Source organism: Mesorhizobium sp. AA23, assembly GCF_001672435.1.
GTDB lineage: Bacteria > Pseudomonadota > Alphaproteobacteria > Rhizobiales > Rhizobiaceae > Mesorhizobium.
In genome coordinates, this window is sequence record NZ_LYTP01000029.1 from 1 (window position 1) to 14,886 (window position 14,886).

Here is a 14,886-nt window from a genome sequence, read left to right on the forward strand (position 1 = left end):
ACATCGTTCTCTACAAGACCCGCAACCGCATCGAACGCTGCTTCAACAAGCTCAAGCATTTCAGACGCTTCGCCACACGCTTCGATCGTCGCGCCGGCCACTTCCTCGCCTTCACCCATCTCGCCGCAGCTATGTTATGGATGCGCTGAATGTCGATTCAGCCTAGTACCGATCGAAAGCAGCCGAAGATCGCTCGCGGGACGGCTTCGGCACATGGAAGGATGATGAGCCATGTCGATCTTAAAAACGCTCAACCGCATGGGAGCGGCCCTGAAATATGCGCATGATGCCCAAAAAACGACGCGGATGCTGAACGGCCCGCCACGCGAAATGCAAATGGATCTTGGCTGGGCAGTTATGCCGACCACCAAGTATCTTTCTTCCAACACTTGGGACGGTATCTGACGAAGTTTCAGCGTAGAGCCGGCTAAGCCGCCCTTGTTCGGCAGGAGGACAATTCCGCAGCGTGCCGATGCCGTCGCCGACGGAGCCGCAGAGGTCAAGGCGAAGCTGGCCCAAGTCGATCTTGCTGCGCGATTCCTGGCCCATACGATGGAAGCCCTGCACGGCGATTCCTACCGGATTGAGATCGACCCACGCCACTGGCTTCGTCTTGGTTCGGGTGGAGAATGTTTGGCGGCGGAAATAGACGGGCTGCTGATCGATACTCTTCGGACGAGGCTCGGCTGCTCAGGTGGCCCGGCTATTCCTTGTACGGAACAATATACCTGACATTGCTGTCGCCGCGCGTAACCGTAACTGTCGTATAGCCGGCTGGCAAAGAGCCCGTGATGGTCGGATCGACGACCTGGCATCGGCCGACCATTCTTCCGCTAGGAGCGCCGGCGAGTTCAGCTTCCAATGTGACACGGCATTCGTTGAGGGAGGCGAAAACCCGAGGCGCCGTATTAAGCGGTTTGCAGATCGAAGCCTCGCCTGGGCTGCACAAAAGCAAAACCATCACCGCTGCCGTAGCCGGGTCCATCGTCGAAGCTCCTTTGTGGAGCTTTAAACGCTCGCGAAATCCCTTTGTTTCAGATGTCGCTAAAATACGAGGCAATTCCCGGCGACCTCGGTGGCCGGGCCTGTCGATCCTCGGGAACAAGACGCGTTAGTTCGCTGTTATTATTAGCAGAGGCTAATACGATGCCTTTTAGCGTCACCAGTGCGACTTCGGATGCTGTTCTCGAAGCCAGGAACACTGACGCTGAGATCCTTGGAATCGTCGACCTCGCCAACAAGACTGATGCCAAGATCGGCACCATGCGCCTGGGGCAAGCTATCCAGTTCGTTGCGAATGCATCCGTGCTTGGATACGGAGTTCGCGGAGCGATGGTGTTTTACGGAAAAGCAGGAACACCGAGCCTCAGGGCGAGAGAATGTGAGCAGTTGTGGGCGCTATATGGTTTCGCACTCCTTGAGCCATAATGTCTGGCTCGATGGAGCGCTGGAAGGCGTTCACGTTATGAAAAGCGCGAACGGATGACAGGAGCCGCCACGGATTCTCAGAGCGGGCCATTTCGCGGTCACCGTCGGCCGTAATACGCAGTCGCTATTTGACGCTTATTGGATGATTTGCCGGGAGAGGGTGCTAAGTCGCTGACATCTGCTGGTACGCCCAAGGGGAATCGAACCCCTGTTACCGCCGTGAAAGGGCGGTGTCCTAACCGCTAGACGATGGGCGCGCTCAGACGAAGCGGCTTATAATTGCGTTGTTCGCAACCGGCAACCCATCTGCCGCCACATGCGACAACTTTTTTCGCGAGCCTGCAAAACGCATGTTTGGCAACCGGAAAACAGTTCGACCGAAGCAGGTAAGCCGCTTAGTTGTCGCCACCGCCGCCGCGCCGGCGGCAGCGCCAGTTCCAGTCGCGCTCGGGGCCGACGTCGACATGGACGGATTCGGTGTGGCAGTAGGTTCCGACGCCGCCGCGGCCGGGCATCGACCGCACATAGCTCGCCAGCTCCCACTTGGAGACGCCGGGCACCTGGATGTCGGCGGCAGCGCAATACATGTGCAGCGAGTTCTTGGCGCCGTTGGCGCGGCGGTTGCGGGCAGGGTCGCGATAGCCGGAGGTGACGATCATCTTGCGGCCGAAATGACCCTCGATCGTCTTCAGCACGCGCACCAGCGAAGGCTTCAGGCAGGCGACGTCGACACTTTCGTTCTGTCTCAAGAGCCCGTTGGGCGCGAGCCTTGCCATACCGGCGGCCGACGCCACCTGGTAGGAGCCGCCGCCTTCGTCCTCGTTGAGATCGACGTCGCTCTCGTCGTCGATGCCGGACTTGCGCTTGATCTCGAACAGCGCCGTCTGGCGCACGCCGGGCAAGGCATCGGCGCCGGTGATGTGGTTGCTGCTGTCGTCACCGAGGGAAGCCAGTTGCACCGGCTTGTCGCCCGGGGTCGCGGAGGCGAGGGTGACGATCGGCTTTGTCGCCGGCAACGTGGTCTTGGCCTGGGCGGCGGGCTGGTCGCTGGAGCGCGTGTTGATCAGCGGGGCAGGCGCGGCCGAGGCCGGCGTGGTGCTGAACAGAGAAGCAAACAGCCCCTTCTTCGGCGCGGCGATCGGCTGCTGCCGGGGCTCGCCCGCTGTCACGTAGACGCCTTTGCTCATCGCCTGCACGGTCGCCTGCGCTTGCGATGCGACCGCGGCGGCATCGCCGGCAGCGACTTTGTCGGCGGCCGCTTTCGTCTCCTCTGCCGTCTGCGGCGGATGTACCAGCGGTTGCGGCGTGTTGCCGGCGATCGAGCCGGCGTCAGCAGGAACCGCTACCGCGGGGAAGGCTGCTCCGGGCCGGGTTTCCGGCAAATAGGCGACTTTTTCAGGCAACGGTTTGTCGTCTTCGCCCATCACGGTCGATGCCGCCTCTGGGGATGCCGGGGAGGTCGACGCCGCCTGCGAGGTCGAATCGGCCGACGCCTCGGACTGGGCGCTGGAAGCCGCGCTCATCTCTGTGGCGGTTGAATTGTAGGCGGGCGTGACGACCGACATCGTGGGGTCCCCGGTCGAGGTGCAGGAGGCCAGAAGCACGGATAAAAGCGCTGCCACGATGCTGCGGCTTTCCCTTCGTGCGAGGCGCCAACCTGCTGATTTCAAAATAAAATTCCCCCTCGGCATCCGGTCCGTACATCGTCGCCGCAGCACTCCAGTGCCTCTGGCGGCGACCTCCTGTTCCCGAACCGGAAACGGGATCTGTATCGATCTGCAAAGCCTCGGATTTATTGTTTGTCTGCAGGCGAGCTGAGGCTACGAAAACGATTAACATCACCATTTCGCCCTGTTTGGGCGGCCCGTCAACTCACCAGACATTACAGCCGGTTACACACGCACCTTGACATAGGTGCCCGGCGCGTCCCCCAAGGTTTTCATACGCTTGCCCGGTTTGCGGGCGGGCACATGGATGTTGTCCTGGCTTTCGATCCAGTGCTGCCAGTGCGTCCACCATGAGCCGGCATGCTCGTGCGCGCCGGCGAACCAGGTGCTGAAATCCCCCACCGGCTTGCCGCCGGTCCAGTACTGGTACTTGTGCGCCGCCGGCGGATTGACGACGCCGGCGATGTGGCCGGAGCCCGCCATGACATATTCGACGTCGCCACCGAAATAGCGCGATCCGAGGAACACCGAAAGCGCCGGCGCGATGTGGTCTTCCTTCGTGGCGAGGTTGTAGACAGGGATCGTGATGTCGGCCAGCGAGACGGTGCGGCCGGCAAGCTCCATCGTGCCGCGGGAGAGATTGTTCTCGAGATAGCAATTGCGCAGATAGAAGGAATGGTTGGCCGCCGCCATGCGGGTAGAATCGGCATTCCAGTAGAGCAGGTCGAAGGGCAGGGGGTCCTTGCCGCGCATATAGTTGTTGATGACATAAGGCCAGATCAGGTCGCCCGAGCGCAGCATGTTGAAGGCGGTCGCCATCTTGGTGCCGTCGAGATAGCCCTTTTCGCTCATCGAGCGCTCGACCGCGGCAACCTGGTCCTCGTCGACGAAAACCTTGAGATCGCCGGCATAGGTGAAGTCGACCTGAGTGGTGAAGAAGGTCGCCGACCTGATGCGGTGGTCGCCTTCCTGCGCCAGCAGCGCGAGCGCCGCGGCCAATAGCGTGCCGCCGACGCAATAGCCGATGGCGTTGACCTCCTTCTCGCCGGTCGCCTTCTCGACCATGTCGAGGCCATATTGCAGGCCCTCGCGGATATAGGCCTCCCAGCCTTTGGCGCCGTGGCGCTCGTCCGGGTTGATCCAGGAGATGACGAAGACCGTGTGGCCCTGCTCGATGGCCCAGCGGATGAAGGATTTCTGCGGGTTGAGGTCGAGGATATAGTATTTATTGATCCACGGCGGGCAAATGAGCAGGGGGCGCTTCAGCACCGTCTCCGTCGTCGGATCGTATTGGATGATCTCGGCGACATCGCTGCGGCCGATGACCTTGCCGGGTGTCGTGGCGATGTTCTTGCCGATCTCGAACGGCGCGTAGTCCGCCTGGCGCAGCTTCAGGTCGCCCCTGCCGGCGGCGATGTCCTCGGCCAACATCTTCATGCCGCGCACCAAATTCTCGCCGTTGGAGGCGACGGTCTCGCGGAACAGCTCGGGATTGGTCAGAATGAAATTCGACGGCGCGATGGCGTTGGACACTTGCTTGACGTAGAAGCTCGCCTTGTGGCGGGTGTGCTCGTCGAGGCCCTCGGCATGATCGACGAGATCGGAGGCCCAGCGCGAGGTGACGAGATAGGCCTGTTTCAGGAAGTCGAAGAAGGCATTGCGGCCCCATTCCGGATCCTGGAAGCGCTTGTCGCCGCGCTCGGGCTTGACCGCGTCCTCGGGGGCTTCGGCGTTGGGGCTCGGGCTGACCTTCTGGATGGCGTTCGCCCAGACCGTCATATAGCCGGCGAAAAGCCGCGTCTGCGCTTCCAGCGCGCGCTGCGGGTCGGCCAGCCAGTACTCCGAGAGCTTGGAGAAGGTCTTGACCATGTCGACCACGGGTTCGGCGACGTGGTCGCGCACCTCGCCCTTTTCGCGCGGCTCGGCCCAGGCGGAGGCCGCCTTGCCGGCCTGCTCGATCATGCGCGCCATGTTCAACGCGAAGCGTTCGGGATCTTTCACCAGATATTGCTCGACGGTCGAAGGTCCGCCATTTTCCGCTTTGTCCGAATCGGGCGTTTTGGACATGGTTCGCGGGGTTCCTCCCGGAGCGTTTTCTTGACATATTACCATGGGACATCTGACCGGGTCCAACACGCTCTAACCCGGCTGCCAGGAAAACAATATGACGATTAATGTTGGCGGGACTTATTTTCTCGGCGCCGGTTCGATTTGCCGCATCGCCGCCGCAGCCGCGGTGCTATGCACGCCGTTGCTCGCGGGCGGCTGCGAGACCAGCAGCAACACCAACAATGCGAGGCCGACCGCGGTGACCGAGGGGCCGAAGGACACCGGCTCCTATCCGAACCTCAACATTCCGCCGCCGGTAGCCGCCAAGCAGCTGACGAAGGAAGAGACTGCCGCCAAGCTTGCCCAGCTCAAGGCCGAGCAGCAGGCGCAGCTCGCCAAGGGCGGCCGCGCGAAGCCAGCCGCCAATACGGCGGCGCTGAACACGCTCGCCAGGACGCATGGCGACGACGCGCTGAAGCAGATCGAAGGCAAATGCGATCCTGCCCTCGACCCTAACTGCAATTAGGTCTATATCGCGCGCCGAAAAGCGCCCCCTTTGATCGTCTGGAACTCCAATGGAAGAATTTCACAAGGTCCGCCGGCTTCCGCCTTACGTGTTCGAGCAGGTGAATCGGCTGAAGGCCAGCGCCCGCTCGCGCGGTGCCGACATCATCGACCTTGGCATGGGCAATCCGGACCTGCCGACGCCGAAGGCCATCGTCGACAAATTATGCGAAGTGGTGCGCGATCCGCGCACGCATCGCTATTCGTCCTCGCGCGGCATTCCGGGCCTGCGCCGGGCCCAGGCGAACTACTATGCCCGCCGCTTCGGCGTGAAGCTCAATCCCGACACGCAAGTGGTGGCGACGCTCGGCTCGAAGGAGGGCTTTGCCAACATGGCGCAGGCGATCACCGCGCCCGGCGACGTCATCCTGTGCCCCAATCCGACCTATCCGATCCACGCCTTCGGCTTCATCATGTCGGGCGGCGTCATCCGGTCGCTGCAGGTGGAACCGGATGACGGCTTCATCCCGGCGGTCGAGCGCGGCATCCGCCACTCGATTCCGAGGCCGCTGGCGCTGATCCTCAACTATCCGTCGAACCCGACGGCGCTTGTCGCCTCGCTCGATTTCTACAAGGACGTGGTCGCCTTCGCGAAGAAGAACGACATCATCATCCTGTCGGACCTTGCCTATTCCGAGATCTATTTCGACGGCAATCCGCCGCCTTCGGTGCTCCAGGTTCCAGGGGCGATGGATGTCTGCGTCGAGTTCACCTCGATGTCGAAGACTTTTTCCATGCCCGGCTGGCGCATGGGCTTCGCGGTCGGCAACGAGCGGCTGATCGCGGCGCTGACGCGCGTCAAATCCTATCTCGACTACGGCGCCTTCACGCCGATCCAGGTGGCGGCGGCGCATGCGCTCAACGGCGACGGTGCCGACATCGCCGAGGTGCGCGAGGTCTATCACAAGCGGCGCGATGTGATGGTCGATTCCTTCGGCCGTGCCGGCTGGACCATTCCGGCGCCGGCGGCCTCGATGTTCGCCTGGGCGCCGATCCCGGAACAGTTCCGCCAGCTCGGCTCGCTCGAATTCTCCAAGCTGCTCATCGAGCACGCCGACGTGGCGGTGGCGCCGGGCATCGGCTTCGGTGAGCACGGCGACGATTTCGTTCGTGTGGCGCTGGTCGAGAACGAGCACCGGATCCGCCAGGCGGCGCGCAACATCAAGCGCTTCCTGGCCTCGACCGCCAAGCAGCCCAACAATGTTGTGCCGCTCACCGCGCGCCGCTGAATTCACCGCACATCACACCGACCAATCTTTGAGGGGCGTCGCCGGACATGGCTGAAGCGTTGCGTGTTGGAATTGCCGGCCTTGGCACGGTGGGCGCCTCGGTGGCGCGCGTGCTCAACGACAAGGCCGCCGAGCTCACCCGCCAGTGCGGTCGCGACATTGTCGTCACAGCGGTTTCGGCGCGCGATCCGAAGCGGGACCGCGGTGTCGATCTGGGCGACACCAAATGGTTCGACGATGCCGCGAAGATGGCCGAGAAGGCCGACATTGATGTCTTCGTCGAGCTGATCGGCGGCGACGAAGGGCCAGCGCGTGCATCGGTGAAGGCGGCGCTCGAGGCCGGCCGCCATGTCGTGACGGCCAACAAGGCGCTGTTGGCCAAGCACGGCGTGCAACTCGCCGAGATCGCCGAGAAGAAGGGCGTGCTGCTCAACTACGAGGCTGCGGTGGCCGGCGGCATCCCGGTCATCAAGACGATGCGCGAGGCGATGGCCGGCAACCAGGTCACCCGCGTCTTCGGTATCCTCAACGGCACCTGCAACTACATTCTGACCCGCATGGAGGCCGAAGGCATCTCTTTCGATGCCTGCCTCAAGGACGCGCAGCGCCTCGGCTATGCCGAAGCGGACCCGACCTTCGACATCGAAGGCCATGACACGGCGCACAAGCTGTCGATCCTGACCAGCCTTGCGTTCGGCACGAAGATCGCCGCCAACGACATTTACATGGAGGGCATCTCCAACATCACCCAGGCCGACATTCGCGCCGCAGCCGAGCTCGGCTATCGCATCAAGCTGCTCGGCGTCGCGCAGCGCACCGACAGCGGCATCGAGCAGCGCGTGCATCCGACCATGGTGCCGACGGCCTCGGTCATCGCGCAGGTGCATGGCGTCACCAATGCCGTGGCGATCGAGACCGACATCCTGGGCGAGCTTTTGCTCTCCGGCCCCGGCGCCGGCGGCAATGCCACCGCCTCGGCGGTGGTCGGCGACATTGCCGATATCGCCAAGAGCCGGCCGGGCTTCCAGCACGGGCCGGTCTTCGGCTGGCCGGCGAAGGAATTGAAGCCCTACAGGAAAGCGCAGATGCGCAGCCATGCCGGCGGCTATTTCATCCGGCTCACTGTGCACGACCGCATCGGCGTCTTCGCGGCGATCGCCAAGCGCATGGCCGACAACGATATTTCACTGGAATCGATCGTCCAGCAGGCCGCCGGGCCGGCAACCGAAGAGCAAAAGACGGTCATCCTCGTCACCCACGAGACAACGGAAGCGGCGGTGCGCAAGGCGGTCGAAGGCGTCACCAAGGACGGCCATCTCACCGACAAGCCGCAGGTGATCCGCATCGAGCGGGCGGAATAGCTCGAGTCATATTCACGTTTAATCGATTGATATTGCTGCCATTTCAAAAATTGAAATGGCAAGTCTTGCCGTTGTCATGGAGCTTTGCGAGAAGAAGCGCGCTTCGGGCGGGAGGCACAGCGCAGTTTCAACGAGGAATGCCCATCCATGAACATGGCCCAAAACATCGCAGCCGGCCTCGATCGTATCCTCACCATGGAAGTGGTGCGTGTGACCGAAAGGGCCGCGGTCGCCGCTGCCAGGCTGCGCGGTCGCGGCGATGAGAAGGGGGCCGACCAGGTCGCGGTCGATGCGATGCGCCAGGAACTCAACCGGTTGGCCATCAAGGGTACCGTGGTCATCGGCGAGGGCGAGCGCGACGAGGCGCCGATGCTCTATATCGGCGAAGAGGTCGGCACCGGCAAAGGCCCAGCGGTCGACATCGCGCTCGATCCGCTCGAAGGCACGACGATCTGCGCCAAGAACCTTCCCAACGCGCTTGCCGTCATCGCCATCGCGGAAAAGGGCAGCCTGCTGTTCGCGCCCGACGTCTACATGGACAAGATCGCCATCGGGCCGGGATACCCGGACAGCCTGATCGACATCGACGCGCCGCCGGCCGAGAACATCGCCAATCTCGCCAAGGCCAAGGGCGTGGCGGTGCCCGACATCACCGCCTGCATCCTCGACCGGCCGCGCCATGCCAAGCTGATCGACGCGGTGCGGGCCACGGGCGCCGCCATCCGGCTGATCGGCGACGGCGACGTCGCCGGCGTCATCCACACCACCGATCCGGAAGAGACCGGCATCGACATCTATCTCGGCACCGGCGGCGCGCCGGAAGGGGTGCTGGCCGCGGCGGCGCTTCGCTGCACGGGCGGACAGATGCAGGGCCGGCTGATCCTCGACACGCCGGAGAAGATTGCACGGGCCGAAAAGATGGGCATTTCGGATCCGAAGCGGGTCTATCGCGCGCAGGACATGGCGCGCGGCGACGTGCTGTTCGCGGCGACCGGCGTCACCGACGGCAATCTGCTCGGCGGGGTGAAGTTCGGGCGCACCTTCATCACCACTCACACCATCGTGCTGCGCTCGTCCTCGCGCACAGTGCGCGAGATCAAGGCGCGTCACCAGGATCTGGAAAAGTTCTGATTTCGTCCTTGTAGACACTTTCGCGCAATTACGGTCGGAGCGACCTTCCACAGTTTTCCGGGGTGGTTCGCTTTCCCGCAATTGCTAGGGCTGTCGCATCTTGATATCTGCCGAAGGATGGTGTGCAGACGGCGCGTCTCATGATGGGCGAGAGACGCTTCTTCCTCGATGTCAGGCAGTCGGCGACCGGTGTTTCGTGGGAGCACCGGCTGACCGAGCGGCAGGACATGGCCGCTTTGGCCATCGCGCAGGGTCATGGCGTGCCGGACATCGTCGCAAGGGTGCTGGCTGGGCGCGGCGTGACGGTCGAGCAGACCGAGCGCTTCCTCGATCCGACCATTCGCGAGCTTTTGCCGAACCCGGCCTCGCTGACCGACATGGAGAAGGCGGCGGCGCGCATCGCGGATGCGGTCGTGGCCGGCGAGAAGGTCGCGATCTTCGGCGACTACGATGTCGACGGCGCCGCATCGTCGGCGCTGCTGAAGCGCTTTCTGGCGCATTTTTCGGTGTCGTCCGAGATCTATATCCCCGACCGCATCTTCGAAGGATACGGTCCGAATCCGGAAGCCATGCGCGAACTGATCTCGCGCGGCGCGAAGCTGATCGTCACCGTCGACTGCGGCACCAACAGCGCCGTGTCGATCGGGGCAGCGAAAGAAGCCGGCGCGGATGTCGTGGTGCTCGACCATCACCAAGTCGGCGGACCGCTGCCGGCGGCGGATGCGGTGGTCAATCCGAACCGGGAGGACGACCTTTCGGGGCAGGGGCATCTCTGCGCCGCCGGTGTGGTCTTCCTGTGCCTGGTGCAGACGGCGAAGGCGCTTCGCGAACGGTTACCAAACGTCGCGCCGGTCGATCTGCTTTCGCTGCTCGACCTCGCCGCGCTGGCGACCGTTTGCGACGTGGTGCCGCTCACCGGCGTCAACCGCGCTTTCGTAGTCAAGGGCCTGCAGGTGGCGCGCCAGCAGAAGAATGAGGGGCTGGCGGCGCTTGCGCGGGTCTCGCGCATCGGCGAGCCGATAAATACCTTCCATCTCGCCTATCTGATCGGGCCGCGCATCAATGCCGGCGGGCGCATCGGCGATGCCGCGCTCGGCAGCAGGCTGCTTGCCACCGAGGATCCCGTTGAAGCCGCAAGCATTGCCGAGACGCTCGACCGGCTGAACCAGGAACGGCAGCAGATGGAACTGGAGATGCTGGCGCAGGCGCGCGCCGAGGCCGACGCGGAGCTTGCCGGCGGCACCGGCCCTGGCATCGTCGTGACCGCCAGCAACAGCTGGCATCCCGGCATCGTCGGGCTGCTGGCCTCGCGGCTCAAGGAACATGCGCGCCGTCCCGCTTTCGCCATCGCCTTCAATGCCAATGGGATCGGCACCGGCTCGGGGCGCTCGGTCTCCGGTTTCGATCTCGGCCGGCTGGTGCGCGAGGCGGCGCAGGCCGGGCTGATCGCCAAGGGCGGCGGTCACGGCATGGCGGCAGGCATCACCGTGGAACGTGCCAAGCTCGGCGCGCTTCGGGCTTTCTTCGAGGAGCGCGCTGCGGCGGATGTGTTCCGGCTGCAGAGCGAGGAAAGCCTCGCGATTGACGGCGCCTTAGCCGCCGAGGGCGCGACGCTGGCGCTTCTCGACGCGCTGGAGAAAGCCGGCCCGTTCGGCGCCGGACACATCGCGCCGGTGTTTGTGCTGCCGCGCCACAGACTTATCGATGCGCGGCCGATCGGCACCAACCACATCCGCGCCGACCTGCAGTCGCAAAGCGGCGGCAACCTCCAGGCGATCGCGTTCCGCGCCGTCGACACCGCGCTCGGCGAATTCCTGTTCAAGAACAGGGGCAAGACCGTGCACATAGCCGGTTCGCTGTCGGGCAATTACTGGAACGGCAACCGCTCAGTGCAATTCCGCATCACAGATGCCGCGATTGCTTGACTGACGCTTCGGATCAGGCGAGCACCGTCTGCAGCCGCCGCAATTCGCTGATCTGGGACATGGTCGCCTGATAGCCGATGCGGATCGCCTCGTCGGCGCGGTGGAACTCGGTCAGTCCGATATGGCTGAGCTTCGGCTGCAGCGACATGTCGGGCGGATCGCCGGCGAGCCTGGCGCGCGAAATCCGGTCCTGGATGATGTTGAAGGCCTCGACCATGACGCCGGTGATGCCGAGGCGGGTCTGGTGCGGCGGGTGCTGGGGATTGACCTGACCGGGACGCGGCGCGTCGTTCTCGATGACGAGTTCGCCCGCGCTGTGCTTGATCACCGCGGCACGCCCAAACAGATCGTAGTGGAGGTTGACGGCAACGACCAGCGGCTGTTCGTAAGCACGGCAGACCGAGACCGGCACCGGATTGACCAGCGCGCCGTCGACCAGCACGCGCCCGTTGCAGTTTACGGGCTCGAAGACGCCGGGCAACGCGTAGGACGCGCGCATGGCGGTGATGAGCGAACCTTTCGACAGCCAGATTTCGTGGCCGGTGCGGATTTCGGAAGCGACGGCGACGAAGGGCTTCGACAGTTCCTCAAAACGGATACCGTCGACATGTTCGCGCAGCCGCGCATCGAGCTTCATGCCGCCGAACAGGCCGCTGCCGCGCAGATTGAGATCGAGCAGTCCGAAGAGGCGCCGCTTGGTCAGGCTTCTGGCGAACTCTTCCAGTTCGTCCAATTTGCCGGCAAGATAGCAGCCGCCGACCAGTGCGCCGATCGACGTGCCTGCGATCATCGAAACTTCGATGCCGGCTTCGTCCAGCGCGCGCAGCACGCCGATATGGGCCCAGCCACGCGCACAGCCGCCGCCGAGCGCCAGCGAGATGCCCATCTTCTTCGCCGATTTCGGATCGAGCACGCCGCCGGACGATGCAAGGCCGTTGGCCTCCTGAACGTCAGGTCTGCTGCGCAATGACGCCCATTCGAGCATCATGATCTCCCTTGTCCCGTGTCCCTTCTATCACAAGGATGTTTGAGAATAGTGAATATGAGTGGTTTGTGAATATCGAATGGTTCACACCGGCTTCCGATACGTTTCTTGCGCATCGAACAGCGGCTTGCTGCCATCGTCGGCAAGCACCGCCTTGCCGTCGGTGAGCCCCACCGTCCGATAAAAGCAGGAACGCCTACCGGTGTGACAAGTTGCGTCCTGGCCCAATACTTTCACGCTCAACCAAATCGCGTCCTGGTCACAATCCGTGCGCATCTCGACGACGCGCTGGACGTTGCCCGATGTCTCGCCCTTTTTCCACAGCGCGTTGCGGGAACGCGACCAGTAGTGGGCGATGCCGGTTTCGAGCGTCAGCGCCAGCGCCTCGGCATTCATATGCGCGACCATCAAAAGCATGCCGTCGCCGGCGTCGGTGACGACGACGGTCACGAGGCCGGCAGCATCGAAGCGCGGAGAAAGGACGGTGCCTTCCTCCAGCGCCTTCTTGTCTGCCGGGGCTTTGGGAAATTGCAGTGCCGACATTGCCGGTTCGTCTTTTTGTTGGACCATGATCTTATCCGAAAACCGGGTCCCGCTTTTCGGGACCATGGTCTGAAGGCCGGCAGCAGGCGGCGATCAGGCACGCACCATGGTGACGAAGCGCACCTGTTCCTCGGGCGTGTCCTTGAAGACGCCGGTGAAGGTCGAGGTGAGCGTGGTCGAGTCCTGCTTGCGGATGCCGCGCATGGCCATGCACATATGCTCGGCCTCGATCATGACGGCGACGCCGCGCGGGTTGAGCACGTCCTGGATGACGCCTGCGATCTGCGCCGTCATCGCTTCCTGCGTCTGCAGGCGATGGGCGAAGATGTCGACGACGCGCGCGATCTTGGACAGACCCACGACCTTGCCGTCCGGCAGGTAGCCGACATGCGCCTTGCCGATGATCGGCACCATGTGGTGCTCGCAATGGGAGTGGAACTTGATGTCCCTGACGATGACGAGATCGTCATAGCCGGCCACTTCCTCGAAAGTGCGGCCAAGCTCCTCGGCCGGGCACATGTCATAGCCGTTGAACATCTCGCGAAAAGCCTTGGTGACGCGCTTCGGCGTGTCGACCAGGCCCTCGCGATCAGGGTTGTCGCCGGTCCAGCGCAAAAGCGTGCGCACGGCGGCTTCGACCTCGGCCTCGCTTGGGCGATCGGTGACAGGCTTCTCCATATAGGAGGAAGGGGGCATGAGTTTCTTGATGACGGCATCCATAAAGGCGTCTCCCGTAGTCCCACTCAGAGGTGGGACGAGTTGAACGGACCACGACCTTTCGGGTGAAACTCGCCCGGTTTCCAGCCCGTAAGCGGCGTGAACAGATGAGCAATGACAATGGCTTGAGTTTGCCTTGTCGATGCCCGGCTGCCATCATTATATATGGTCGTGCACAGCGAAAGGAAGACGCAACAGCGGCAAAGCCTGTTCGCTTGGCGGCGACGGATTGGAAAAAAATGATCGACGACGTCTACAATGCGAAAATCCTGAGCTTCGCCGGAAACATCGCCAAGATCGGCCGGCTCGACCACCCCGATGCGACCGCCAGAGCGCATTCCAAACTGTGCGGCTCGACCGTCACCGTCGACCTCAAAATGGATGGCGACGTGGTGACCGATTTTGCTCATGACGTGAAGGCCTGCGCGCTTGGTCAGGCATCCTCCTCGATCATGGCCCAGCATGTCATCGGCGCAAACGCCGACGAGCTGCGCGCAGTGCGCGAGACCATGCTGAAGATGCTCAAGGAAAACGGCGCGCCGCCGGAAGGCCGGTTCGCCGATCTGAAATATCTGGAGCCGGTGCGCGACTACAAGGCACGTCACGCCTCGACCATGCTGACCTTCGATGCGGTGGTCGACGCGATCGGCCAGATCGAGAAGAAGCGCGCCGGAGAGGCTGCTTGAGGGCGATCTCCTGGGCTGCTTGCCTGTTATGGCGAACTCGCTTCGTTTCCCGGCGCTCTGCTGAGTGGACCGTCCGGCGTTCCCGGCGATGAGCGATAAAAGGTCGTTGCGTTCCCGGCTCGAAGCCCACATCTAACGCACAAGGAAGCTGGCTGCGGAGAAGTGCGGATGGGAGACCATCCAGGACATATCCATGGCGTCCGGCCGGTCCGGCATGGGCGAAACTGGCAGGGACCCTGGCGCAAGACGCCGGGCCGCGTCCTCGGCACGTCGTTCGTGCGCCTCTACCAGTTGACGCTTTCCGGCTTCGTCGGCAATAGCTGCCGGCATCTGCCGACCTGTTCCGAATACGCGCATGAGGCAATCGCCCGCCATGGATTGTGGACCGGGGGCTGGCTGGCGCTGTTCCGGGTCTCGCGTTGCGGGCCGTTCGGGACGCATGGCATCGACCGCGTGCCGGAGACGCTTGCGCCGCGCTATGTCTGGTTCATGCCGTGGCGCTATTGGCAAATCGGCAGGAAGCGCGATGACGCAGATGGCTGACTGCGGCAGCGTTTCGCAGCCCGTGTTTACGATTCGGTAGGGTTAACGTCAGCCTGCA

15 protein-coding genes, 1 tRNA gene and 1 pseudogene are annotated in these 14,886 nt (G+C 63.3%); 11 read left to right on the forward strand and 6 right to left on the reverse strand.

Going from position 1 to position 14,886, the window contains the following annotated elements:
* The 4 genes and pseudogenes from A9K66_RS22590 to A9K66_RS22600 form a co-directional block, all read left to right on the forward strand.
* Nucleotides 1–149 (forward strand): annotated as a pseudogene (locus tag A9K66_RS22590) (IS5/IS1182 family transposase); the annotation flags it as partial.
* An 82-nt stretch (nucleotides 150–231) separates the two neighbouring features.
* Nucleotides 232–405 (forward strand): hypothetical protein, encoded by a 174-nt coding sequence (locus tag A9K66_RS30835; RefSeq protein WP_197507508.1) that lies wholly within the window; start codon nucleotides 232–234, stop codon nucleotides 403–405.
* A gap of 33 nt (nucleotides 406–438) precedes the next feature.
* Entirely contained in the window at nucleotides 439–732 is a 294-nt protein-coding gene (locus tag A9K66_RS30490; RefSeq protein WP_067328038.1) for a hypothetical protein, read from the forward strand.
* A gap of 414 nt (nucleotides 733–1,146) precedes the next feature.
* Entirely contained in the window at nucleotides 1,147–1,428 is a 282-nt protein-coding gene (locus A9K66_RS22600; protein WP_067328039.1) for a hypothetical protein, read from the forward strand.
* 182 nt (nucleotides 1,429–1,610) lie between these two features.
* Here A9K66_RS22600 and A9K66_RS22605 read toward each other — a convergent pair.
* The 3 genes from A9K66_RS22605 to phaC form a co-directional block, all read right to left on the reverse strand.
* Nucleotides 1,611–1,685: transfer RNA gene (locus A9K66_RS22605), tRNA-Glu, on the reverse strand.
* A gap of 138 nt (nucleotides 1,686–1,823) precedes the next feature.
* Nucleotides 1,824–3,050: a YcbK family protein gene (locus A9K66_RS22610; RefSeq protein WP_245307653.1), complete on the reverse strand. Its 1,227-nt coding sequence runs from the start codon at nucleotides 3,048–3,050 to the stop codon at nucleotides 1,824–1,826.
* Between the two features lie 270 nt (nucleotides 3,051–3,320).
* Complete coding sequence (gene phaC / locus A9K66_RS22615) at nucleotides 3,321–5,162, reverse strand: class I poly(R)-hydroxyalkanoic acid synthase (protein WP_067328041.1); 1,842 nt, start codon at nucleotides 5,160–5,162, stop codon at nucleotides 3,321–3,323.
* Nucleotides 5,163–5,259: 97 nt separating this feature from the next.
* Here phaC and A9K66_RS22620 point away from each other — a divergent pair, with 97 nt between their 5' ends.
* The 5 genes from A9K66_RS22620 to recJ all read left to right on the forward strand — a co-directional run bounded on the left by A9K66_RS22620 (nucleotide 5,260) and on the right by recJ (nucleotide 11,354).
* Nucleotides 5,260–5,670 carry a hypothetical protein gene (locus A9K66_RS22620; protein WP_067328042.1) on the forward strand — a complete coding sequence of 137 codons (411 nt, stop codon included), beginning with the start codon at nucleotides 5,260–5,262 and terminating at the stop codon, nucleotides 5,668–5,670.
* Between the two features lie 49 nt (nucleotides 5,671–5,719).
* Nucleotides 5,720–6,937 (forward strand): LL-diaminopimelate aminotransferase, encoded by a 1,218-nt coding sequence (locus tag A9K66_RS22625; RefSeq protein WP_067000132.1) that lies wholly within the window; start codon nucleotides 5,720–5,722, stop codon nucleotides 6,935–6,937.
* Nucleotides 6,938–6,984: 47 nt separating this feature from the next.
* Entirely contained in the window at nucleotides 6,985–8,298 is a 1,314-nt protein-coding gene (locus tag A9K66_RS22630; RefSeq protein WP_067328043.1) for a homoserine dehydrogenase, read from the forward strand.
* A 147-nt stretch (nucleotides 8,299–8,445) separates the two neighbouring features.
* Complete coding sequence (glpX, locus tag A9K66_RS22635; protein WP_082954034.1) at nucleotides 8,446–9,429, forward strand: class II fructose-bisphosphatase; 984 nt, start codon at nucleotides 8,446–8,448, stop codon at nucleotides 9,427–9,429.
* A gap of 140 nt (nucleotides 9,430–9,569) precedes the next feature.
* A complete protein-coding gene (gene recJ, locus A9K66_RS22640) occupies nucleotides 9,570–11,354 on the forward strand; it encodes a single-stranded-DNA-specific exonuclease RecJ (protein ID WP_067328044.1) in 1,785 nt (594 codons plus the stop codon).
* 13 nt (nucleotides 11,355–11,367) lie between these two features.
* On the opposite strand, the gene A9K66_RS22645 is transcribed toward recJ, so the two are convergent.
* The 3 genes from A9K66_RS22645 to folE all read right to left on the reverse strand — a co-directional run bounded on the left by A9K66_RS22645 (nucleotide 11,368) and on the right by folE (nucleotide 13,602).
* On the reverse strand, nucleotides 11,368–12,339 hold the full coding sequence (locus tag A9K66_RS22645; RefSeq protein ID WP_067000906.1) for a patatin family protein: 972 nt from the start codon (nucleotides 12,337–12,339) through the stop codon (nucleotides 11,368–11,370).
* 84 nt (nucleotides 12,340–12,423) lie between these two features.
* Entirely contained in the window at nucleotides 12,424–12,882 is a 459-nt protein-coding gene (gene hisI, locus A9K66_RS22650; protein WP_067328415.1) for a phosphoribosyl-AMP cyclohydrolase, read from the reverse strand.
* A 93-nt stretch (nucleotides 12,883–12,975) separates the two neighbouring features.
* Nucleotides 12,976–13,602, reverse strand: a complete 627-nt coding sequence (gene folE / locus A9K66_RS22655; protein ID WP_067328045.1) for a GTP cyclohydrolase I FolE — start codon at nucleotides 13,600–13,602, stop codon at nucleotides 12,976–12,978.
* A 236-nt stretch (nucleotides 13,603–13,838) separates the two neighbouring features.
* Here folE and A9K66_RS22660 point away from each other — a divergent pair, with 236 nt between their 5' ends.
* Nucleotides 13,839–14,285, forward strand: coding sequence for an iron-sulfur cluster assembly scaffold protein (locus tag A9K66_RS22660; RefSeq protein WP_067328046.1), 447 nt, complete (start codon nucleotides 13,839–13,841; stop codon nucleotides 14,283–14,285).
* A 168-nt stretch (nucleotides 14,286–14,453) separates the two neighbouring features.
* Entirely contained in the window at nucleotides 14,454–14,828 is a 375-nt protein-coding gene (gene yidD, locus A9K66_RS22665) for a membrane protein insertion efficiency factor YidD (RefSeq protein ID WP_067328047.1), read from the forward strand.
* Nucleotides 14,829–14,886: the final 58 nt, after the last annotated feature.